This is a genomic window from Bradyrhizobium sp. WSM4874 (genome assembly GCF_055811835.1).
Genome location: NZ_JBVVPR010000017.1, coordinates 35,289 through 56,662 on the forward strand (window position 1 = coordinate 35,289; position 21,374 = coordinate 56,662).

The following is a 21,374-nucleotide window of genomic DNA, read 5'->3' on the forward strand; positions in this document are numbered from 1 at the left end:
GTGCGCAGGCGGCTTAAACCGGCCGCTCCCCCTTCACGGTCACGCGCGTGCCGGAGCGCATGTGCGGCCAGTAGTCCCACATCGCGCGGTGCTGGGTGCAGCGATTGTCCCAGAACGCGATGGCATTCTCGGTCCAGCGGAAGCGGCACTGGAACAGCGGGTTCTCCGCGTGCTGGTAGAGATAGGCGAGCATCGCGTCGCTCTCGTCGCGCGGGATGCCGTTGATGTGCCGGGTGAAGCCGCGGTTGACATAGAGCGCCTTCTTGCCGGTGATCGGATGCGTGCGCACCACGGGATGCTCGGCACTCGGATAGGACGGACGGTCGGCGACGCCGTAATTGGCGTAGAGCCCGCGATAGATCGGCTCGCCGTCATGCAGCGCGGTCAGGCCGTCGAGATAGGCCTTCATGCGATCCGACAGCGCCTCGTAGGCCGCGCACATGTTGGCGAACAGCGTGTCGCCACCGCGCGGCGGGCACTGCTTGATGTAGAGGATCGAGCCCATCGGCGGCTCGAGATCGCAGGACACGTCGGAATGCCAACCCTCGCCGTTGGCACGCGGCGAGTTCGCATCCGCATGGATCTTCATCAGAGCCGGGTCTTCATCCTCGTGCGGCGCGGCAGGATGAAAATGCAGCTCGCCGAACTTGCGGCCGAAGGCGAGATGCTGTTGCGGCGTGATGTGCTGGTCGCGGAAGAAGATGACGAGGTTTTCGGCAAGCGCGCGATGGACCTCGTCCACCTGCCGGTTGGACCGCGCATCGTCGGAGACGAGTTTGCCGATGTCGACGCCGGAGATTTCCGCGCCGATGATCGGGGTGAGCTTTTCGACCGCGATGGTTTCATACGGCGCCCCGTCATCCGCCGTATGCCGATAGCGCGGGCCCTGCTTGCCGGCGAGTGAGCTCATGGCGTGTCTCCCGATCGCTCTTGATTGGGGGCATGGTAGCGCGCGGTTGGGGATGTGCAATCTGCATCGCAAACACTGCTCGTCGTCCCGGACAAGCGAAGCGCAGATCCGGGACCCATAACCACAGGAGCTGGTTTGCGAAAACCCGGAGTGACAGCTCGTTCTAACCACCAATCCTGTGGTTATGGGTCCCGGCCTCCGCCGGGACGACAGCTCAGTACGAGGCGCGAGCGAAGTAAGCCTACTCCGCCGCGGTCACCGGCACCTTGGCGCCCTGGCCGTAGCGCTGCTCGATGTACTCGATCACGAGCGCCTTGAAGTCGGCGGAGATGGTCGGGCCGCGCAGGGTGCGGAACTTCTTGCCGTCGACGAACACCGGGGCAGCCGGCGCCTCGCCCGTACCCGGCAGCGAGATGCCGATATTGGCGTGCTTGGATTCGCCGGGGCCGTTGACGATGCAGCCCATCACCGCGACGTTGAGCTCTTCCACGCCGGGATATTTCGTCTTCCACGTCGGCATCTCGTCGCGGATGAAACCCTGGATCGAGCTGGCCAGCTCCTGGAATGTGGTCGAAGTCGTGCGGCCACAGCCGGGGCACGCCGCAACCAGCGGCACGAAGGTGCGGAAGCCCATCGTCTGCAAGAGCTCCTGACCGACCTGCACCTCGCGGGTGCGGTCGCCGCCGGGCTCCGGCGTCAGCGAGATCCGGATGGTGTCGCCGATGCCCTGCTGCAACAGGATGCCAAGCGCGGCCGAGGACGCCACGATGCCCTTGGTGCCCATGCCGGCCTCGGTCAGGCCGAGATGGATCGCGTAGTCGGAACGGCTGGCGAGAACCTCGTAGACCGCGATCAGATCCTGCACCGCCGAGACCTTGGCCGACAGGATGATGCGGTTCTTGGGCATGCCGAGCTCTTCGGCGCGCGCCGCCGAGAGCAGCGCCGACTGCACCATGGCTTCGCGCATCACCGCGCGCGCATCGCGCGGATTGGCCGAGGCGGTGTTCTCATCCATCAGCCTGGTCAGCAGCTCCTGGTCGAGCGAACCCCAATTGGCGCCGATGCGCACCGGCTTGTTGTTCTTGTTGGCGATCTCGATGATGTCGCCGAACTGGGTGTCGCGCTTGTCCTTGAAGCCGACATTGCCGGGATTGATGCGATATTTGGCGAGCGCCTCGGCGCAGGCCGGATAGGCCGCGAGCAGTTTGTGGCCGATATAGTGAAAGTCGCCGATCAGCGGCGTGGTGATGCCGCGTTTGAGCAGGCCGTCGCGGATGTGCGGGACGGCGGCGGCGGCCTCCTCGCGGTCCACGGTGATGCGGACCATTTCGGAGCCGGCGCGGGCGAGCGCTGCGACCTGGGCGATGGTGCCGTCGATATCGGCGGTGTCGGTGTTGGTCATCGACTGCACGACGATCGGCGCACCGCCGCCGACGGCGACGTCGCCGACCTTGACCTGGGTGGTCTTGTGCCGGGGCGCGGGGCCCGCAATGTCGGAATCGATGGTGTTTTCGAGCTTGTTCATGGCGTCCAAATATCAGGTTTTGGTGACGTTCAGCAATGCATCGCGCGGCGCCGCAGCGGATTGACTGGGACGGTTAACCAGAAAAAGCCCAGCAATGACAAGGACGGCGGCAGCCCCGAATGTCAGGTTCAGCGTGTCGTGCATGATGAAATAGCTACCCACCACGCCAAACAAAGGGGTGATGAAGGTAAAAGCCGACAATTTGCTGGCCGAATAGGTCTTCACCAGTGCGAACCAAAGCGTGAACGTGGTTCCCACGACCCAGATCGCCTGGAAGGCCATCAGGCCCAGCGACAGCGGCGACGGGGTGTGGGGGATGGTCTCCCCGAACAGCCAGGCGGCCAGCCCGAGGATCGGGATCGACGTCGCGACCTGATAGCCCAGCGCCTTCTCGGGCGCGGCGAACCGCAGCCGGGTGCCCTTGGCAACCAGCGTGGTCGCCGCCCACAGCGCGGCGCCGCCGACGATCATGAGGTCGCCGAGCAGAACATGCGAATCGACATTGGGCTGCGGCACCCCGATCGCGAGTGCGACGCCGGCAAAGCTGATGGCGAGCCCCAGCCATTGCGTCCCGCCAAGTCGCTCGCCAAGCACCTGGTAGGAGCCGAGCGCGACGAAGAACGGCGCGGTGTAGAGGAACACGACCGCCCGCGACGCCGGTGTGAAGCGCAGGCCCTGGAAGATCAGCACGAACTCGATGCCGAACATCAGTCCGGCGATCACGCCCGGCTTCCAGGTGCCATCGCGTTCGAAGAATTTAACGCCGCGCAAGCTGCCGATGATGAACAGCACCGGCAGCGCGCCCATCGAGCGGAACGTGGCCTGAAGCATCGGCGGAATGTCCGGCAGCACCAGCTTCACCGCGATCTGGTTGAACCCCCAGGTCAGGCACAGCATGAGCATCAGGGCAATGGCGCCGGCACTAAGGGGACGACCGGCGGACGGTATGGCTTGAGGTGAGGACATTTCTTCCTGAAAAACCGGCTTTGCGCCGTTGTTGCTCTATGCAGCTTTCTGACAATGCGCACAAACGCCCGTGATTTCCACCACGGACAATTTGGGAGCGAAGCCTGAGCTGCGCGCGGCGGCGTTGAGGTCCTTGGCGAAGGACGCCGACGGAATCTCACCGACCAAGCCACAGCGCTCGCAGATCAGGAACGTCACCGCCGAGGTCGCATCGTGGTCGTGAGCGGCGCAGGCGAGATACGCGTTGCGGCTTTCGATGCGGTGCACAAGGCCGTTGGCCATCAGAAAATCGAGAGCACGATACACCGTAATCGGCGCCGGCCGCGGCATCGATTTCGCCAGCTCGTCGATCACCTCATAGGCGCCGAGCGGGCGGTGGCTCGAGAGCAGCGCCCCCAATACATGGCGGCGTATCGGCGTGAATTTCTGCGCGCGCTCTCCGCAGACGGCCTCGGCATGCGCCAGCGCATCCGCGGTGCAGCGGCCGTGATCGTGGTCGGGTGCGGGAAATGCAGGTTTTGCGAGCGTCATGCGACCGGCGTTCTAGCATTTCGAAAGGGGAACCCAAAGCAGGACCGGCGATGCGGCGATCAGCCATGCTCTTGCTGCGGGACAGTATCCCGCAAACCCGCCATGAAATAATCATAAGCTTGCTTATTATATTCCAAGCTTATTGGAGACCAAGCTCATGAGCCCAGGCCCCGTGGACCAGAATTTCCTGTTTACGCTCGCCGAGCTCTATCGCCTGCTCCGGGTCTATGCCGACAAGGAAGCCTCGCGCTTCGGCATCACCCGCGCACAATGGGCGGTGCTCGCCAAGGTCGAGCGCAGCGAAGGCATGAAGCAGTCGGAACTCGCCGAGCTTCTCGAAGTGCAGCCGATCACGCTGACACGCCTGATCGACAAACTCTGTGACAGCGACTGGATCGAGCGACGCAACGATCCTTCGGACCGCCGCGTCAAGCGGCTGTACCTGAAGAAGGCCGGGCGGCAGTTGCTCGGGCGGATGAGCGGGCTGAAGTCCGAGCTCACGGCCAACGCGCTCGACGGCATCACTCCCGCGGACGCCCACCGGCTCCTCACCCAACTCGAAACAATCAAGGAAAACGTGCGTACCGCGATCCAGACCAGCGGAGCGGAGCAAGCGCGTAAGGAGCAGCGCTATGGCTGATCAGGTTCTCAAGTTCCAGCCCGAGCAGAAAATCGACGGCGGCAAGCCCACCAAGAAAGCCGGCACCAATCCGCGCCGCCGCCTGTTGGCGGGCCTGCGCCGCTATCGCCGCGTGCTGCTCCTGGTCGTGCTGCCGGTCGTCGTCGCGGTCGCCGGCTTCACTTTCTATCTCAATGGCGGCCGCTATGTCGGCACCGACGATGCTTATGTCGGCGCGCAGAAGGTGCTGGTGACGCCCGATATCTCCGGCAAAATCCAGAAGGTCGTCGTCAAGGAAGGCCAGATCGTCAAGCACGGCGACGAGCTGTTCGAGATCGACCCCGCTCCGTTTCGTCATGCGTTGGAAGAAGCCAAAGCGCAACTCGCCCAAGCCCGCATCACCTATGACAATCTCGTTGCCAACATCAAGATCTACGGCGACATGCTCAATCTCGCCCAGCAGGGCATGGACCTGAAACAGCGCGACGTCGAGCGCAAGCAGTCGCTGGTGAAGAACAATTACGGCTCGCAGCTCGATCTCGACAACGCCTCGAACGCACTGGTTACCGCCGGCGCGCAGGCGCAATACATCAAGCAGCAACTCTCCAATGCCAGGACGCAATTGCTCGGCAATCCCGAGTTGCCGCTGGAGCAATTCCCCGCCTACGCGCAGGCGAAAGCCAAGCTGGACGATGCCCAGCGCAACCTCGACCACACCGTGCTCCGCGCGCCGATGGATGGCGTGGCAACACAGGTGGAGCAGATCCAGCTCGGCCGCTACGTCGCCGCCGGCACGCCGGTGTTCTCCATCATCGACGTCGCCCATCCCTGGGTCGACGCCAATCCGAAGGAGAGCGACCTCACCTTCGTCACCGAAGGACAGCCGGTCACGCTCGAGGTCGACGCGTTCCCGAACCATGTCTTCAAGGGCAAGATCGGCTCGCTCTCGCCCGGCACCGGCGCGCAATTCGCGATCCTGCCGCCGCAGAACGCCAGCGGCAATTTCGTCAAGGTGGTGCAGCGCGTGCCGATCCGCATTTATTTCGATGAGACCGACAAATACGTGCGCAAGCTGAAGGCCGGCATGAGCGTCTACGCCACCATCGACACCGGCCACAAGCGCTCGCTCGCCGGCCTGCTCGGCCTGTCGGCGACCGCGAGCCAAGACAAAGATTCGGACAAAGACTGAGACAAGGACTGATCCGATGTCCGGCCCCAATGCCCATTTGATGGTTCCCGGCCTGCGCCGGAACATGGTGACGATCTGCGCCATGACGGCAACCATCATGCAGGCGCTGGACACCACCATCGCCAACGTCGCCCTGCCCTATATGCAGGGCACGCTGTCGGCCTCGCAGGACCAGATCAACTGGGTGCTGACCTCCTACATCGTCGCCGCCGCGATCATGACGGCTCCGGTGGGCTGGATCGCCAACCGCTTCGGCCGCAAGCGCATCTTCATCATCTGCTCGGCCGGCTTCACCATGGCATCGGTGCTGTGCGGGCTTGCGCAGGACATCAACCAGATGGTGCTTTTCCGCCTGCTGCAGGGCGTGTTCGGCGCGGCCCTGGTGCCGTTGTCGCAATCGGTGATGCTCGACTATTACACGCTGCAAGAACGCGCCAAAGCGATGTCGATCTGGGGCATGGGCGTGATGATGGGGCCGATCATGGGTCCATCACTCGGCGCCTGGCTGACCGAGACTTATTCCTGGCACTGGGTGTTCTTCGTCAATTTGCCGTTCGGCGCCATCACCGTGATCGGGCTGATCATCTTCATGGACGAGACCCGGAAGGATCTCAGCCTCAAGTTCGACTGGTTCGGCTTCGCGGCGCTGGCGGTCGCGATCGGCTCGCTTCAGCTCGCGCTCGACCGCGGCGAGCAATTGGGCTGGCTCGAATCGGGTGAGATCCTTGCGGAGTTCATCGTCTCGGCCGTCGCCTTTTACTTCTTCATCGCGCATTCCTTCACGACCTCGACGCCGTTCATCCGCTTCGCGCTCTTCAGGGATCGCAACTTCGTCACCGGCTGCATGTTCATGGTCGTGATGGGGCTCGTGCTGTTCTCGACCATGGCGCTGGCCTCGCCCTATATGCAGAACGTGATCGGCTATCCCATCATCACCGCGGGCCTGCTGCTGGCGAGCCGTGGCTTCGGCACCTTCTTCGCCATGATGCTGGTCGGCCGCATGATGCGTTATGTCGAGGCCCGCACGCTGATCATCACGGGCCTGACGCTGACCGCGGGCTCGCTGTTCCAGATGACCGGCTGGACCGATTTGACCCAGGTGCCGGAGATCGTGACCGTCAGTGTCATCCAGGGCTTCGGCTTCGGCCTCGTCTTCGTGCCGCTATCGACGGTGGCGTTCCTGACCTTGTCGAATGAGCTGCGCACCGACGGCACCGCGATGCTGACCCTGATGCGCAACGTCGCGAGCTCGGTGGGCATTTCCGTCGTCATCGCCCAGCTGACACAGGGCACGCGGCGGACCTACGCGATCCTGTCCGAGCACATCAACCCGTTCAACCATGCGCTCCAGATGCCCAGCGTCAGCGGCATGATCAATCTCTCGACCGACGCCGGCCGCGCCATGGCCGATCGCATGGTCAGCGTGCAGGCGCAGATCATCGCCTTCGCGCACGACTACGAGCTGGTGATGTTCTTCATCCTCTGCACCATCCCGCTCGCCCTGCTGATCGGCTCGACCAAGGCCACCCTGCGCAAGCAGGCGGCCGGGCCGGAACATGCGGTGATGGAGTGATACCGTCGTCCCGGCGAAGGTGTTGCGCGTCCCTACCCCAACAACTCCTCGCAGCCCAGATCTTCGACCGCCATCATCACCCGTTCCAGATTATTCCACCAGATCACAGGCGGGATGTTGATGCTCCATTGTCGGACCGGCTTGGTGATGTGCCAGAGCACCGACCAGCGATAATCCCGATCGAGCGCGCCGCGCGTATAGCCGCTGACGCCGTGCGCGATCAGCGTGTCGTGGTAATGGTTGAGCAGAAGGCGTTCGAACGCCTGCCGGCGTTCCGGATACCAGTGCAGCGCCATCATGTAGGCGAGGTCGTGGGTCGGCACGTTGATATCCCACAGGTCGAAGTCGAAGATGCGGACAGTGTCGGACACGCCGGCACGCGGCAGCAGAAAATTCCAGATATGGGCATCGCCATGGGTGACGGTGAGGTGACGGTGCGAGTGGTAGCGCAATGACATCCTGTCGGACTGATCGATGAAGCGGCGGTAGAGCGTGCGGCGCTCTTCACTGAGACGATCGCCGAGCTGATCGGCGAACCGGTCGTAATGGGATGCGAACGTTTCCATATGCTCGGCCGTATCGTCGGTGCTCGCCCAGACCCCGGCGGTCTCGCCGAGACCAGCATGGTCCCACCACGCCGCATGCCAGCGCGCGAGCACGGCGACGATGGCCATCGCCTGACCGCGCGATGGCGGCAGCGGCCATTGGGTCGCGATCTCGTGGCTATCGGTGAGATCCTCCAGCAGGAGATGCCAGGCGAGGCTCTCCTCGTCGAAGTTCCCGTCAAAGCAGCGCGGCACCAACTGCGCGGGCATTCTGGGTGCAAGCTGTGTGTAGTAGGCCACCTCGTGGCGACCGGCATTTGCCAGCGGCTTGGCGAACGCAGCATGCGGCGTCTTGAGAATCAGTGACTGCGGCGACCCGGCGGATTCCCCGACATAGCGCAGGCCGAGTCGGGTGATATGCGACACGACCGTGTCGCGCTCATGCAGTACCTTGACCTCGCGCACGGCACCGGCGTCCAATGCGCCGGCCTTGCGCAGCGCCGCGGTGAGATTTGCCGCGTCCGCCACCTCCGGCAATCGTATATCTGTCATGAGCGCCCGACCCCCGTCGCGTTGCTCCATTCTGCACAACCGCGCTGCCGGGCGCCAGCGGCCTCAGCAGCCGAATCAAGCCGCAGCGGTCGAGTCGCGCACGGTCCTGACGACAACCGACCGGAGCTGTTCGAGATTGGCCGCCATGCCGGCGATCGCCTGCCTGACCTCGGCGGCGCGCTCGTTCACGGAGGCGGCGTCGCGGCTGACATCACCGATCTTGGCCGAGACCTCCTTGGCCGCGGAGGCCGATTCGGAGATCGACCGCGTGATCTCGCGGGTCGCGGCGTCCTGCTCTTCCATCGCCGCGGCAACCGAGGTGGCGACGCCGTCGATCTCGACGATGTGGCCGCCCATGGTTTCGACGGCATCGACCGCGGCCTGGGTTGAGGCCTGGATCTCGGCAATCAGCCGCGCGATCTCCTCGGTGGATTTGGCGGTCTGGTCGGAGAGGGATTTCACTTCGGCGGCGACCACCGCGAAGCCACGGCCGGCTTCCCCGGCGCGCGCCGCCTCGATCGTGGCGTTGAGTGCCAGCAGATTGGTCTGGCCGGCGATGCCGCCGATGAGGTCGGAGACCTCGGCGATCTTCTTCACCGATCCGGCCAGCGCCTGGATGGTCGAGCGCGCCTGTTCACGACCGGCGACCGCGGACTTCGTAACCGTGCTGGTCCGCGCGACCTGGGTTGCGATCTCTCGGATCGAAGCACTGAGTTCTTCAGCTGCGGCCGAGACGGTCTGCGAGCTGCCGAGGGCCTGGGTGGACGCGGCTGCGACCGCCTGCGACTGTGTCGAGAGCGACTTTGCGATCTCGGACAGACTGGAGGCGGCACGCTCCACGCCTTGCGTCGCCGCGCTCGCGGTGTCGACCGAGCGGCCGGTCTCGCGCTCGACGGTTTCAGCCATCTGGTGCAGGGCCCCGCGCTTGGCGAGCGCCGCCTCCTGATCCTTCTGCAATTGCTCCTCGCGCAGGCGGGAATTCTCGACCGCCGCTTGCTTGAACACCAGGAGCGCGCCCGCCATCGAGCCGACCTCGTCCCGCCGGTGCGCGAAAGGAATGTCAGCGGCGAGATCGCCGGTCGCGAGCTTTTGCATGGCGCTCGTCATGCGCACGATCGGGCGCACCACGCCGAGGGCGACGCCGAGCAGGCCCACCGCAGTGAAGGCGAGGACGGCGGCGGAAACGCCGAGGAGGATATAAAGCATGGAGCTGTCGCGGTCCGCGGCCAGCTTCTCCATGTCGGCATTCTGCTTGTTGGCGCTCTCGACGATGCTGTCGATGACGGCGCGATGCGCGGTGTAGGCGTCCTTGAGCTGCGCGTAGGCGCGCTCGGAGGCGACCGGGTCCTTGGCCTTGAGGGCGGGGAGGAGCTGGTCGGACAACAGCTTCCAGAACTTCTGCACCTCGCCGTCGGATTTCGACACCAGGGCCGTCTTCAGGTCGGCCGAGAGGCTGGAGGCGACCCAGAATGCCTTGCGCTCGTCGTAATCCTTGCGGAGCTGGACCAGGCGTTCGCCATGGGCCGCCAGCTGGTCGGGCTCGCGCATGGCGAGAGTGGCCTCAAGATAGGCCTCGATCACATATTCCGGCGGCGGCAGGATGTCGGCGATGAGATCGTTGCCCAGCTTGATGTCGGAATAGAGCGGACCGCCGACCTTGAGCTCTTTCAAGGCGTAGAGGCTGGTGGAGACCACGGCGGTGAAGCCGAGGGCCAGAACGACGCCGAAAGCAATGATTGCGGAAGAAAGCGAAAGGCGAATTTTCATGGAACAATCCAATGGGGCGGCGCCGAATCCAACGGACCCTAAAGGATTACGGTAAACACGGGATTGCATCGCGCGGAAATTGCATCGCGCGAACTCCGAAAAACTACGGGAAACGGCGTCAGGTGAACGGTTTCGGGCAGCGAAATCAGGCCCGTCCTCCGCTGTCGTCCCGGATCGGCGCTCCGCCTGTCCGGGACGAGGCTGGGCTCACACGTCGAAAAACACCGTCTCGTTGTCGCCCTGAAGCCGCAGGTCGAGCCGGTACACCGGCTTGCCGGCCTCGCGCACGGCCGTCAGCGTAGCGCGACGGTCGGCGGGCACCACCGCCAGCACGGGATCGGCGGCATTACCGGCCTCGTCGCTGAAATAGATGCGGGTATAGAGATGCCGCAGCATGCCGCGACCAAACACCGCAAGCAGGATATGCGGTGCCTGCGGCTTGCCGTCGGGATCGGGCACCACGCCCGGCTTGATGGTTTCGAAGGAATAATTGCCGTCCTTGTCGGTGCCGCAGCGGGCAAAGCCACGGAAGCTCGCATTCGGCAGCGCGCGCTTGTCCTGCGGATCGGCGAAGCGCCCCTGCGCGTCGGCCTGCCAGATCTCCAGCATGACATCGGGCACAACGACGCCATCGCCGTCGAACACGCGGCCCTCGATCCGGACGCGATCGCCGGTGACGTCGGGCGTCAGGGTCGAGTTGGTGAACGCATCGTTCCAGGCATACTCGCCAGTCGGCGTCAGGCCGTATTTGAAGAACGGGCCGACAGTCTGTGACGGCGTGATCCCATTGTCCTGCACTTAATGGTTCTCCATAGGGGTGGCGTTCTTGCCGCGCAGCACGACGTCAAAGCGGTAGCACAGCGCCCATTCGGGCTGAGTGTTCTCGAGATCGAACGACGACACCATCCGCGCCCGCGCCTTCTCGTCCGGCACCGAATTGAAGATCGGATCGAACGGGAACAGCGGATCGGCCGGGAAGTACATCTGCGTCACGAGGCGCGTGACGAAGGAATGGCCGAACACCGAGAGGTGGATGTGTGCGGGACGCCAGGCGTTATGATGGTTGCCCCAGGGATAGGCGCCAGGCTTGATCGTGACAAAGCGATAGTAACCAGAGGCGTCGCTCACGGTGCGGCCGGCGCCCGTAAAGTTCGGATCGAGCGGAGCCGGATGCTGGTCGCGGACGTGAACGTAACGGCCGCAGGAATTGGCCTGCCAGATCTCGACCAGCGAGTTCGGCACGCCGCGGCCGTCTTCATCGCGCACATGGCCGTGCACGATGATGCGTTCGCCGAGCGGCTCGCCGGTGTGTTGGGTGGTGAGGTCACTGTCGCCCTCGCGCACGGTCTCGTGGCCGTAGACCGGGCCGGTCAGCTCCGACAGCGTATGGCGCATCGGGATCAAGGGCTTGTTCGGCGCGCGCTTGATCGAGCTCTTGTACTCGGCCGACAGCGGCAACGGATGCGCCGTGTTGCTGTCGACGGGATAGATGAATGTCATTGGCGAACTCCTCCCCGGTCCTTTTTCGACCGGTCAACGCTTCCGCCAATCATTATAGGATATAACTAATTGGGGGAAGCGGCTTTGAGCCCTATTTGATCGGCGGACGCGGCAGGACGGCCTCACCGGCTTCGAGCCGGTACACATGGTCGAGCGAATACCAGGGCGTCGCGACGTCGCGCTCGGTCGGATGTGGCGTGTCATGGCGCAGGAACTTGCCGATCAGGGCCTTCGTCACGCCGAACTGCACATCGCTGTCGATATGCGGATCGGCGGGGTCGTAGACCTGCGAGATCAACACCTTGAATCCGGGCTTAAAGACCAGGGCGTGCAGGTGCGCGGGACGATAGGGATGCCGGCTCTGCGCCTCCAGGAGCCGGCCGACCACGCCGTCGGCCGGAATGGGATAGCCGACCATCATCACGGAGCGGAAAGAGAAGGCTCCGTCCTGGTCGGTCGTAAACTTGCCGCGCAGGTTCATGTCGGCCTGCTCGGGGTCCTGGTTTTCATAGAGACCAACCGGCGAGGCGTGCCAGACGTCGACCTCGGCGCCGGCGACGGGACGGCCGTCCTTGTCTACGACGCGGCCGTTGACGAACAGCGGCGCCCCCGGCGTCTCGGAGCGGACGATCGATCCGCCATTTTCCACCCGCGGCGAGTTCAGCCGCCAGAACGGTCCGAGCAGCGACTGGTCGGTTTCCGTGTTGCCCTCATCGCCATTGTTCAGCAGGCATACCAGCGGCGAGACGCCGAGTGAGCCTGCCATCAGCACGACCTCGTTATGCGTATCGGTCGAGAGCTTGCCGAGCTCGGCGATGACAGCCGTGGCGTCGCGGAATTCCTTCTCGGTCAGGCGAACGTCGCGAACAAAACCGTGCAGATGCTTGACCAGAGAGACCATGATCTGGCGCAGCCGGGGATCGGATGTCTGCTCCATCACCGCCAATGCCGCCGCCGTGACGTCCTGCTCGCCCGCAATGATCATGGGATGCTCCCTCACCTTGCGTCATGGCCGGGCTTGTCCGGCCATCCACGACCTTCTTCTCGCGGCACCAAGAACGTGGATGCCCGGGACAAGCCCGGGCATGACGAGTCTGGGGCGTCCGGTCAATTCAGCTTCTCGATCGCGACGGCAACGCCCTGACCGACGCCGACGCACATGGTGGCGAGCGCCAGCTTGCCGCCGCGCTTTTCCATGCCGTGCACGGCGGTGAGCGCGAGGCGCGCGCCGCTCATGCCGAGGGGATGACCGAGTGCGATCGCGCCGCCGTGCGGATTGACGAAATCGGCATCGTCGGCAACGCCGAGCTGGCGCATGCAGGCGATACCCTGCGAGGCAAAGGCTTCGTTGAGCTCGATCAGGTCGAAATCGCTGATTTTCTTGCCGAGACGCTCCATCAGCTTGCGGGTGGCCGGCACCGGACCGATGCCCATGATGCGCGGCGGCACGCCGGCCGACGCGAGGCCGAGGATGCGCGCGCGCGGCGTCAGGCCGTGCTTCTTCACGGCGGCCTCGGACGCCAGGATCATCGCGGCGGCGCCGTCATTGACGCCGGAGGCGTTGCCGGCGGTCACCGTGCCGGGATTGCGCACGATCGGCCTGAGCTTCGTCAGCGCTTCCAGCGTGGTCTCGGGACGCGGATGCTCGTCCTTGTCGACGGTAACAGGGCCGGCCTTGCCGCCGGGAATGGTGATCGGGATGATCTCTTCGGCGAAATAGCCGGCCGCGATCGCGGCGCCCGCGCGCTGCTGCGAGCGGATTGCGAAGGCGTCCTGATCGGCGCGCGAGACCTGGAATTCCTCGGCGACGTTCTCGCCGGTCTCGGGCATCGCGTCGACGCCATACTGCGCCTTCAGCAGCGGATTGATGAATCGCCAGCCGATCGTGGTGTCGAATATCTCAGCCGAGCGCGAGAACGCTTCCTGCGCCTTGCCCATCACGAAGGGCGCGCGCGTCATGGATTCGACGCCGCCGGCAATCGCAAGCTCGATCTCGCCGGAACGGATGGCGCGGCCGGCGGCACCGACCGCATCGAGACCGGAGGCACAGAGCCGGTTCAGGGTCTGGCCCGGCACCGAATCCGGCAGGCCCGCCAGCAGGAGCGCCATGCGTGCCACGTTGCGGTTGTCCTCGCCGGCCTGGTTGGCACAGCCGAAGAAGACCTCGTCAACCTCTGCCCAATCGAGATTGGGATGCTTGGCCATCAGCGCCTTGATCGGGGCCGCCGCAAGGTCGTCGGCACGCACCTTGGCGAGCGAGCCGCCGAAACGGCCGATCGGGGTCCGCACGGCATCGCAGATAAAGACGTCACGCATCGTTATTCTCCCTGAATGCCGCGATCCGGCCTAAATTCTTCAATGTCGACGGAGTTTTAGGAGGGCGCCCGCGGCAGGTCAATTGACCGATACGCGCGTGTTCCTGGGGGTGCGCACGCGAGTTGCGCATGCCGCGGTGCGGACAACGTGGAAAACCTCCCCTCCCCGCCCAAAGCGATAGGAGCGCGGGGTGAAATTTTGTAGGTTGCGCCGCCCATGACGATGCAACAGCCGATCCCTATGCCGCCCCCCGACGAAGCGCCCGCGCCGCAGGCGGAAGCTGCCGCGCGCGTCACGCCGATGATGGAACAGTACCTTGAAATCAAGGCGGCGCATCAGGGCCTCCTGCTGTTCTACCGGATGGGCGACTTTTACGAGCTGTTCTTCGAGGACGCCGAGATCGCCTCCAGGACACTCGGCATCGTCCTGACCAAGCGCGGCAAGCATCAGGGCGCCGATATCCCGATGTGCGGCGTGCCGGTCGAGCGCTCGGAGGATTATTTGCACCGGCTGATTACCGCCGGCCACCGGGTCGCGGTGTGCGAGCAGACCGAGGATCCCGCCGCCGCCAGGGCGCGCGGCAACAAGAGCGTCGTGCGCCGCGGCGTGGTGCGGCTGGTCACGCCGGGCACGCTGACCGAGGACACGCTGCTCGACGCGCGCGCCAACAATTACCTGCTGGCGCTCGCGCGCGCGCGCTCATCGGCGGGCGGTGACCGCTTTGGCCTCGCCTGGATCGACATCTCGACCGCCGAATTCACGGTGATGGAATGTTCGGGCGGCGAACTCGCCGCGACGCTGGCGCGCATCAATCCGAACGAGGTGATCGTCACCGACGCGCTCTATAACGATAGCGAGCTCGGACAGACCCTGCGCGAGCTGCCGGCGGTGACGCCGCTGACCCGCGACGTCTTCGACGGCGCCACCGCCGAGAAGCGGCTGTGCGACTATTTTGCAGTCGCGACCATGGACGGACTCTCTCAGCTCACGCGGCTGGAAGCCACTGCCGCCGCCGCCGCCGTCACCTATGTGGACCGCACCCAGGTCGGCAAGCATCCGCCGCTGTCGCCGCCCGCGCGCGAGGCCTCGGGTGCGACCATGGCGATCGATCCGGCGACGCGCGCCAATCTCGAGCTGACGCGGACGCTGGCCGGCGAGCGCCGCGGCTCGCTGCTCGATGCGATCGACTGCACGGTGACCTCGGCCGGCTCGCGCCTGCTGGCGCAGCGGCTTGCCGCGCCGCTGACCGATGCGGCGGCGATTGCGCGGCGGCTCGATGCCGTCGGCAGCTTCGTTGCCGACTCGGCCGCGCGTGAGGACATCCGCAGCATCCTGCGCGGCGCCCCGGACATGTCGCGGGCGCTGGCCCGTATATCCGTCGGCCGCGGCGGGCCGCGTGACCTCGCCGGTCTGCGCGACGGCATCGTCGCCGCCGACCAGGTGCTGACGCGGCTTGGCGAACTCGACCAGCCGCCGCAGGAGATCGTCGTGGTGATGGCGGCGCTGCAAAGGCCATCGCGCGAGCTCGCGGCGGAATTCGCCAGGGCGCTCGACGATCAGCTGCCGCTGATCAAGCGCGACGGCGGGTTCGTTCGCCAGGGCTATGAGCCTGCGCTGGACGAAACGCGAAACCTGCGCGACGCCTCGCGCCTGGTGGTGGCCTCGATGCAGGCGCGCTACGCCGACAACACGGGTGTGAAGGGTCTCAAAATCCGGCACAACAACGTGCTCGGCTATTTCGTCGAGGTCACCGCGCAGAACGGCGACAAGCTGATGTCGGCGCCGCTGAACGCGACTTTCATCCACCGCCAGACGCTGGCCGGCCAGGTCCGCTTCACCACCTCGGAACTCGGGGAGATTGAAGCCAAGATCGCCAATGCCGGCGACCGCGCACTCGGGCTCGAGCTCGAAATTTTCGAGCGGCTCTGCGCCAAGGCTTTGGCAATCAGCGAGGAGCTGCGCGCCGCGGCCCACGCCTTTGCGCTGCTCGACGTCGCGACCTCGCTGGCCAAGCTGGCGATCGACGAGAACTATGTGCGGCCCGAGGTGGACCCCTCACTCGGCTTCGCCATCGAAGCCGGCCGCCATCCCGTCGTCGAGCAGGCCTTGAAGCGCAATGGCGAGCCGTTCATCGCCAATGCCTGCGACCTCTCGCCGGGCCCCGCGCAAAAATCCGGCCAGCTCTGGTTGCTGACCGGTCCGAACATGGCCGGTAAATCGACCTTCCTGCGCCAGAACGCGCTGATTGCTCTTCTTGCTCAAATCGGAAGTTTCGTGCCGGCGACACGCGCGCGGATCGGCATCATCGATCGCCTGTTCTCGCGTGTCGGCGCCGCCGACGATCTCGCCCGCGGCCGTTCCACCTTCATGGTCGAGATGGTCGAGACCGCCGCGATCCTCAACCAGGCCAGCGAGCGCGCGCTTGTGATCCTCGATGAAATTGGCCGCGGCACCGCCACCTTCGACGGCCTCTCGATCGCCTGGGCCGCGATCGAGCACCTGCACGAGAGCAACCGTTGCCGCACGCTGTTCGCGACGCATTATCACGAGCTGACGGCGCTCTCCGCAAAGCTGCCACGGATGTTCAACGCGACCGTGCGGGTGAAGGAATGGCAGGGCAACGTCGTATTCCTGCACGAGGTGTTGCCGGGTTCGGCCGATCGCTCCTACGGCATCCAGGTCGCCAAGCTCGCAGGCCTGCCGCCCGCCGTGATCACGCGCGCCAAATCGGTGCTGGCGAAGCTGGAAGCCCAGGACCGCGGTCAGACCGCGCGCGCGCTCGCCGACGATCTGCCGCTGTTCGCAGTGCCCTCACGCGCCGCCGCAGAAGCCGCGCCGCCGAGCGAGGCCGAACTGCTGATGGCCGCGGTGAAGGCGCTGCATCCGGACGAGATGTCGCCACGCGAAGCGCTCGATGCGCTGTATGCCTTGAAGGCCAAGCTGCCGAAGGAATGAGGTGCCGTGGGACCTCCTACGGTTCTAGGCGCGTTACGTCCTTGCCGCGATCGCCGCTGCCTCGGCTGCCGCGCGCTGCATGCTATTCGACATCTCGTTCGTGACCGTGCTCTGCTCCTCGACGGCGGCGGCGGTCGACGTCACATATTCGCTGACGCTGGTGATCGCCTGCTTGATCGAACCGAGCGCGCTGACGACGTCGCCGGAGATGCCGTTGAGGCTGCCGATCTCCGCGCCGATCTTGTCAGTGGCCTGCTTGGCCTGGTTCGCGAGGCTCTTGACCTCCGATGCGACCACCGCAAAGCCCCGACCGGCTTCGCCGGCGCGGGCGGATTCAATGGTGGCGTTAAGTGCCAGGAGGTTGATCTGCCCGGTGATGTTGTTGATGAGCTCGACGATCCCGCTCATCGCCAGCGCCGCTTCAGTGAGGCGCTGCGCCTGGGCGTCGGCGGACGCGACCTGCTCCACCGCGCTCATCGCGGTCTCGCGCGATTTGGTCATGGCCTCGGAGATCTCCCGCACCGACGCGTTCAGCTCCTCCGATCCGGCGGCGACCGATTCCATCATACCGCGGACGCGCTCGTTGCCCATGCGGACCAGCACCTGCTTCGTGACGTCGGTCGCATATTTCACGACCTTGAACGGCTTGCCGTTGAGATCCATGATCGGGTTGTACGAGGCCTGGATGTAGACCTCCTTGCCGCCCTTGCCGATACGCTTGTATTCGGCCGCCTGGTACTGACCGCGGTTGAGGGCCGCCCAGAACTCGCGATAGCCATTGCCATCGCGCTCCGACGGCTCCACGAACATGCTGTGGTGCTTGCCCTTGATCTCAGCCAGCGAATAGCCGAGGGCGCCGAGGAAATTGGCGTTAGCGGTGATGATCGTGCCGTCCATGTTGAACTCGATCACCGCCTGCGCCTTCTCGATCGCCGAGATCTGGCCGGCAAGGTCGGCATTCTTCAGCTTCTCCGCCGTGACGTCGGTCGCGAATTTGGCGACGCCGAAGGGTTTGCCGTTCTCATCGAGGAGCGGATTGTAGGAGGCGAGGATCCAGACCTCACGACCGCCCTTGCCGATGCGCTTGAACTCGCCGGCCTGGTATTCGCCACGGTTGAGCGCGGCCCAGAACTCGCGATAGGCCGTGCCGTCGCGCTCGGCCTGTGGCACGAAGAGGCTGTGATGCTTGCCTTGGATCTCGGTCAGCGAATAGCCGAGCGCGTTGCAGAAATTCTCGTTGGCGGTGACAATGGTGCCGTCGAGCTTGAACTCGATCACGGCCTGGGCCCGGCTGATGGCGGCGATCTTCGACGCGTCCGTCATGCTCCGGATCCTCTTCTCGGTGATGTCGGTCGCAATCTTTGCGACCATCACCGTCTTGCCGTTGCCGTCGAGCACCGGATTGTAGGATGCTTCGATCCAGACCTCACGGCCGCCCTTCGCGATCCGCTTGAACTCGCGTGCCTGATACTCGCCACGGTTCAATGCAGCCCAGAACGCCTTGTACTCGGCGCTCTCGCGCTGATCGGCCGGCATGAACATGGCATGCTTCTTTCCCTTGATCTCGTCGAGGGAGTAGCCGAGGGCGTTCAAGAAATTCTGGTTGGCGCTCAGGATCGTGCCATCTATGGCAAACTCGATCATGGCCTGCGAGCGGCCGATGGCAGCGAGCTTAGCATCCGCGTCGTTGCGGGACTTGCGGCCAAACATGGGAATCTCCAAATTATGAAATGGCGTAACGAGGATCACGGGACGTGACGGCGGCAACACGTGCCGAATTCCAATCGACAATTCCGCCGGTAAAAGTCGCATGGCGAAGACCGAGGCGGGTACGCAAGGTCAGTCGTACGGGAAAAAGTCGAATAAAGTTCTAACGGATTTTTGGAGATCGACAGGCAAAAGGAGCAACTTGGCGCTGCACGAACGTTCTCTCGCACGCGGCAGCCGCGATCGCGTCACTTGAAATGAGACTTGTTGTTCAACGCGTTGCGGAACATGGACGCGCTGTTGGCGCAAACGGGTTTCACCGAAGGAGGCCGTTCGCGACTCGATATTGCGCTATCCGTAGTGTCACGGTGCTTATCGCGCCTTGTGCAGCGTACGCCGCCCGATCCCCCACAGCGTAAGATTCCAAACGATGCACGTGGCGAGTGCAAGCCCAAGACCGGGGGCGGAGCCGAACCACACGACCGCAACGTGCAACACCGCGATCGCCATTCCGAATCCGAGCAGGCCCCAGGCCGAATTGGCGAGCACCGCGGCGGTCGGCGGACCGCCGATGCGTGGATGCAGGATCAACATGATGCTGGAGAACACAACCGGATACAGCGCGATGATGCCGCTGATCCGGGGACCGACCCAGCCCGAGGTCGAGACGACGATGGCGACGAGGGTCGCGACCAGCGCGGCCCGCATCGGCACGTCGTACCAGCGCCGCGTCACCAGTGGCATCCTCACGTAGCGATAGCCCGCGAGCAGCGGAATGCAGATGCCGAACGCGATCAGATTGGCTGCGAGCCCGGCGGTGAGCGACCAGTCGAACTGCTTGATGATCGAGGCGAACACGATCCAGACCGCGACCGCGCTTCCGCAACTCACCAGCAGGCTGCGCCGCTGTGCCAAGACCACATAGGCAACGCACATGAAGATCGTCGCTGCATTGACCGGCAAGCTCGACAGTGCGCCCTGCGCGATGAAGGCGGCATTGTGGTCGAGCGCGAGGAAGACGTAGGATGGTCCGGCCGAAACCGGCAAGGTCGCGACCAGCGCACCGATCACCGGCCCTGAGCGCTCGGTGATGATCGACGCCGTCACGACGAACGCCGCCGCGATCGCCATGCGCAGCAGGAGGATGAGGATGAAGTGGAGCTCGGGGGACATTTTTGTTTTGTCGTCCCGGCGAAGGCCGGGACCCATAACCACAGGCTGCGCTGTGTTGGACGAATCGTGGTTGTCAGTATCGCAAGACAATCAGCATCGGGGTCATGGGTCCCGGCCCCCGTGCGCAATTGCGCACTAGGCCGGGACGACATCGATTGTTGGCCTTGCGACCTCGCAGTCACATCCGCTGCATCGAGACCGAGACCTTCGGCCCGTTCTTGATGGTCTGATAGACCACGCAATAGCGCTCGGTGAGCTTGAGCAGCAGGTCGAGCTTGTCTTGCGGCGCATCGGTGTCGACGTCGAAGCGCAGACGAATCTCAGCGAAGCCGACCGGCGTCTCCTTGTCGACGCCGAGCGTGCCGCGGAAATCGAGATCGCCCTCGGCGTAGACGTTGCCGGTCTTCAAGGGCACCTCGATCGCGGTCGCGACCGATTTCAGCGTGACGCCGGCGCAGGCGACCAGCGCCTCCAGCAGCATGTCGCCGGAGCAGAGCTCGAGGCCGGAGCCGCCGGTCGCGGGATGCAGGCCGGCCATTGCAATGGCGCGGCCGGTCTCGACCTTGCAGGCGATGCCCTCGCTATCGGTCGAGCCCTTGGCCTTCAACGTGATCATCGCGGTCTTGGGGTCGGTCTTGTAGCGCTCCTTGATCGGGGCCTGCATCTGGCGCAGTGCTGCGGCGTCCATTTTGTCTCTCCCGGGAAAATCGTCTCTGCGAAGTACCGGATTGCGATGTACCGGCTCAGAGAGAAATTGTCACCACCACATGGCCTGACCGGGACCCTGGGTTGCGTCACGGTCGGGCACGCTGCGGGCGAGCGAACGGTCGAGTGACGTCAGCACACTTCGCTTGAAATTCTCGAACAGCGGCGAATTGCGGTCGCGTGGCCGGCCGAGATTGATCTCGATCTGGTCGAACAGCCGGCCCGGCCGCGGCCGCATCACCAGCACCCGGTCGGCCAGCACCACGGCCTCGTCGACGTCATGCGTGACGAGGATGAGCGTCGGCCGCGTGTCGGCCCAGAGATCGAGCAGATGATCCTGGAGGTCCCTGCGGGTGAAGGCATCGAGCGCCGAGAACGGCTCGTCGAGCAAGAGCACCTCGGGCTGCGGCACCAGGGCGCGGGCGATCGCGACGCGCTGTGCCTGCCCGCCCGAGAGCTCGCGCGGCCAGGCCTGCGCTTTCTCGGCGAGCCCGACACGCTCGAGCGCACGCGCCACCTTTTCACGCCGCTCGGTCGCGGGCCCGTCGGCAAGACCAAAGCCGATATTGTCGGCGACGCTGAGCCAGGGCAGCAGCCTCGGCTCCTGGAAGATGATGCCGATCTTGGCATGCGGCGAGGCGATCGGCTCGTTGTCGAGCGTCACCGTGCCCGAGCTTGCGCGGTCGAGCCCCGCGATGGCGCGCAGCAGCGTGGACTTGCCGCAGCCCGAGCCGCCGATGATGGCGACGATCTCGCCTTGCCTGATCTCGGCGGAAAAGCGCGCCAGCGCCTGCACGCCGTTGGGATAGGTCTTGCTGACCCGGTCGAGCGCCAGCATCGC

Annotated in this window: 18 protein-coding genes; 4 read left to right on the plus strand and 14 right to left on the minus strand. The window is 64.8% G+C overall.

Annotation, left to right across the window (positions count from 1 at the left end):
* Positions 1-13: 13 nt before the first annotated feature.
* The 4 genes from AC0L3P_RS18960 to AC0L3P_RS18975 form a co-directional block, all read right to left on the minus strand.
* A complete protein-coding gene (locus AC0L3P_RS18960; protein WP_473303904.1) occupies positions 14-910 on the minus strand; it encodes a TauD/TfdA dioxygenase family protein in 897 nt (298 codons plus the stop codon).
* Between the two features lie 241 nt (positions 911-1,151).
* Positions 1,152-2,435, minus strand: a complete 1,284-nt coding sequence (gene ispG / locus AC0L3P_RS18965; RefSeq protein WP_354205920.1) for a flavodoxin-dependent (E)-4-hydroxy-3-methylbut-2-enyl-diphosphate synthase — start codon at positions 2,433-2,435, stop codon at positions 1,152-1,154.
* Between the two features lie 12 nt (positions 2,436-2,447).
* Positions 2,448-3,401 carry a DMT family transporter gene (locus tag AC0L3P_RS18970; RefSeq protein ID WP_007615962.1) on the minus strand — a complete coding sequence of 318 codons (954 nt, stop codon included), beginning with the start codon at positions 3,399-3,401 and terminating at the stop codon, positions 2,448-2,450.
* A 36-nt stretch (positions 3,402-3,437) separates the two neighbouring features.
* Entirely contained in the window at positions 3,438-3,932 is a 495-nt protein-coding gene (locus AC0L3P_RS18975) for a Fur family transcriptional regulator (protein ID WP_007598132.1), read from the minus strand.
* A gap of 157 nt (positions 3,933-4,089) precedes the next feature.
* Here AC0L3P_RS18975 and AC0L3P_RS18980 point away from each other — a divergent pair, with 157 nt between their 5' ends.
* From AC0L3P_RS18980 to AC0L3P_RS18990, 3 genes are read left to right on the plus strand one after another with little or no spacing between them, the layout of a single operon-like run.
* Positions 4,090-4,572, plus strand: coding sequence for a MarR family winged helix-turn-helix transcriptional regulator (locus AC0L3P_RS18980; RefSeq protein ID WP_354205917.1), 483 nt, complete (start codon positions 4,090-4,092; stop codon positions 4,570-4,572).
* Positions 4,565-5,740 (plus strand): HlyD family secretion protein, encoded by a 1,176-nt coding sequence (locus tag AC0L3P_RS18985; RefSeq protein WP_473303907.1) that lies wholly within the window; start codon positions 4,565-4,567, stop codon positions 5,738-5,740. Before AC0L3P_RS18980 ends, AC0L3P_RS18985 begins: the two co-directional genes overlap by 8 nt.
* Before the next feature lie 16 nt (positions 5,741-5,756).
* Complete coding sequence (locus AC0L3P_RS18990) at positions 5,757-7,313, plus strand: MDR family MFS transporter (RefSeq protein WP_473303909.1); 1,557 nt, start codon at positions 5,757-5,759, stop codon at positions 7,311-7,313.
* A gap of 32 nt (positions 7,314-7,345) precedes the next feature.
* Here the strand turns inward: AC0L3P_RS18990 and AC0L3P_RS18995 are convergent, their stop codons facing one another.
* From AC0L3P_RS18995 to pcaF, 6 genes are all read right to left on the minus strand, one after another.
* Positions 7,346-8,410 carry a phosphotransferase gene (locus AC0L3P_RS18995; protein ID WP_473304079.1) on the minus strand — a complete coding sequence of 355 codons (1,065 nt, stop codon included), beginning with the start codon at positions 8,408-8,410 and terminating at the stop codon, positions 7,346-7,348.
* A 75-nt stretch (positions 8,411-8,485) separates the two neighbouring features.
* Entirely contained in the window at positions 8,486-10,177 is a 1,692-nt protein-coding gene (locus AC0L3P_RS19000) for a methyl-accepting chemotaxis protein (protein WP_473303911.1), read from the minus strand.
* A gap of 207 nt (positions 10,178-10,384) precedes the next feature.
* Positions 10,385-10,975: a protocatechuate 3,4-dioxygenase subunit alpha gene (gene pcaG / locus AC0L3P_RS19005; RefSeq protein ID WP_473303915.1), complete on the minus strand. Its 591-nt coding sequence runs from the start codon at positions 10,973-10,975 to the stop codon at positions 10,385-10,387.
* Positions 10,976-11,677, minus strand: a complete 702-nt coding sequence (gene pcaH, locus AC0L3P_RS19010; RefSeq protein ID WP_473303917.1) for a protocatechuate 3,4-dioxygenase subunit beta — start codon at positions 11,675-11,677, stop codon at positions 10,976-10,978.
* A gap of 91 nt (positions 11,678-11,768) precedes the next feature.
* Positions 11,769-12,662 carry a dioxygenase family protein gene (locus AC0L3P_RS19015; protein WP_473303919.1) on the minus strand — a complete coding sequence of 298 codons (894 nt, stop codon included), beginning with the start codon at positions 12,660-12,662 and terminating at the stop codon, positions 11,769-11,771.
* A 122-nt stretch (positions 12,663-12,784) separates the two neighbouring features.
* A complete protein-coding gene (gene pcaF, locus AC0L3P_RS19020; protein WP_354064568.1) occupies positions 12,785-13,993 on the minus strand; it encodes a 3-oxoadipyl-CoA thiolase in 1,209 nt (402 codons plus the stop codon).
* Between the two features lie 216 nt (positions 13,994-14,209).
* On the opposite strand from pcaF, the gene mutS reads away from it, so the two are divergent.
* The gene (gene mutS, locus AC0L3P_RS19025; RefSeq protein ID WP_473303922.1) at positions 14,210-16,948 is read left to right on the plus strand and encodes a DNA mismatch repair protein MutS; all 2,739 of its coding nucleotides are present in this window, start codon (positions 14,210-14,212) and stop codon (positions 16,946-16,948) included.
* A gap of 33 nt (positions 16,949-16,981) precedes the next feature.
* Here mutS and AC0L3P_RS19030 read toward each other — a convergent pair whose 3' ends face one another.
* The 4 genes from AC0L3P_RS19030 to AC0L3P_RS19045 all read right to left on the minus strand — a co-directional run bounded on the left by AC0L3P_RS19030 (position 16,982) and on the right by AC0L3P_RS19045 (position 21,371).
* Positions 16,982-18,658, minus strand: a complete 1,677-nt coding sequence (locus tag AC0L3P_RS19030; protein ID WP_354064564.1) for a methyl-accepting chemotaxis protein — start codon at positions 18,656-18,658, stop codon at positions 16,982-16,984.
* Positions 18,659-19,027: 369 nt separating this feature from the next.
* Entirely contained in the window at positions 19,028-19,828 is an 801-nt protein-coding gene (locus tag AC0L3P_RS19035) for a hypothetical protein (RefSeq protein ID WP_473303926.1), read from the minus strand.
* Between the two features lie 178 nt (positions 19,829-20,006).
* The gene (locus AC0L3P_RS19040) at positions 20,007-20,516 is read right to left on the minus strand and encodes an OsmC family protein (protein WP_027566043.1); all 510 of its coding nucleotides are present in this window, start codon (positions 20,514-20,516) and stop codon (positions 20,007-20,009) included.
* Positions 20,517-20,585: 69 nt separating this feature from the next.
* Positions 20,586-21,371 (minus strand): ABC transporter ATP-binding protein, encoded by a 786-nt coding sequence (locus AC0L3P_RS19045; protein ID WP_473303929.1) that lies wholly within the window; start codon positions 21,369-21,371, stop codon positions 20,586-20,588.
* Positions 21,372-21,374: the final 3 nt, after the last annotated feature.

What these genes read in the sequence shown, in the direction of transcription:
- AC0L3P_RS18960 (WP_473303904.1), bottom strand. Translation starts at nt 910, where the DNA reads ATGAGCTCACTCGCCGGCAAGCAGGGCCCGCGCTATCGGCATACGGCG.
- ispG (WP_354205920.1), bottom strand. Translation starts at nt 2,435, where the DNA reads ATGAACAAGCTCGAAAACACCATCGATTCCGACATTGCGGGCCCCGCG.
- AC0L3P_RS18970 (WP_007615962.1), bottom strand. Translation starts at nt 3,401, where the DNA reads ATGTCCTCACCTCAAGCCATACCGTCCGCCGGTCGTCCCCTTAGTGCC.
- AC0L3P_RS18975 (WP_007598132.1), bottom strand. Translation starts at nt 3,932, where the DNA reads ATGACGCTCGCAAAACCTGCATTTCCCGCACCCGACCACGATCACGGC.
- AC0L3P_RS18980 (WP_354205917.1), top strand. Translation starts at nt 4,090, where the DNA reads ATGAGCCCAGGCCCCGTGGACCAGAATTTCCTGTTTACGCTCGCCGAG.
- AC0L3P_RS18985 (WP_473303907.1), top strand. Translation starts at nt 4,565, where the DNA reads ATGGCTGATCAGGTTCTCAAGTTCCAGCCCGAGCAGAAAATCGACGGC.
- AC0L3P_RS18990 (WP_473303909.1), top strand. Translation starts at nt 5,757, where the DNA reads ATGTCCGGCCCCAATGCCCATTTGATGGTTCCCGGCCTGCGCCGGAAC.
- AC0L3P_RS18995 (WP_473304079.1), bottom strand. Translation starts at nt 8,410, where the DNA reads ATGACAGATATACGATTGCCGGAGGTGGCGGACGCGGCAAATCTCACC.
- AC0L3P_RS19000 (WP_473303911.1), bottom strand. Translation starts at nt 10,177, where the DNA reads ATGAAAATTCGCCTTTCGCTTTCTTCCGCAATCATTGCTTTCGGCGTC.
- pcaH (WP_473303917.1), bottom strand. Translation starts at nt 11,677, where the DNA reads ATGACATTCATCTATCCCGTCGACAGCAACACGGCGCATCCGTTGCCG.
- AC0L3P_RS19015 (WP_473303919.1), bottom strand. Translation starts at nt 12,662, where the DNA reads ATGATCATTGCGGGCGAGCAGGACGTCACGGCGGCGGCATTGGCGGTG.
- pcaF (WP_354064568.1), bottom strand. Translation starts at nt 13,993, where the DNA reads ATGCGTGACGTCTTTATCTGCGATGCCGTGCGGACCCCGATCGGCCGT.
- mutS (WP_473303922.1), top strand. Translation starts at nt 14,210, where the DNA reads ATGACGATGCAACAGCCGATCCCTATGCCGCCCCCCGACGAAGCGCCC.
- AC0L3P_RS19030 (WP_354064564.1), bottom strand. Translation starts at nt 18,658, where the DNA reads ATGTTTGGCCGCAAGTCCCGCAACGACGCGGATGCTAAGCTCGCTGCC.
- AC0L3P_RS19035 (WP_473303926.1), bottom strand. Translation starts at nt 19,828, where the DNA reads ATGTCCCCCGAGCTCCACTTCATCCTCATCCTCCTGCTGCGCATGGCG.
- AC0L3P_RS19040 (WP_027566043.1), bottom strand. Translation starts at nt 20,516, where the DNA reads ATGGACGCCGCAGCACTGCGCCAGATGCAGGCCCCGATCAAGGAGCGC.
- AC0L3P_RS19045 (WP_473303929.1), bottom strand. Translation starts at nt 21,371, where the DNA reads ATGCTGGCGCTCGACCGGGTCAGCAAGACCTATCCCAACGGCGTGCAG.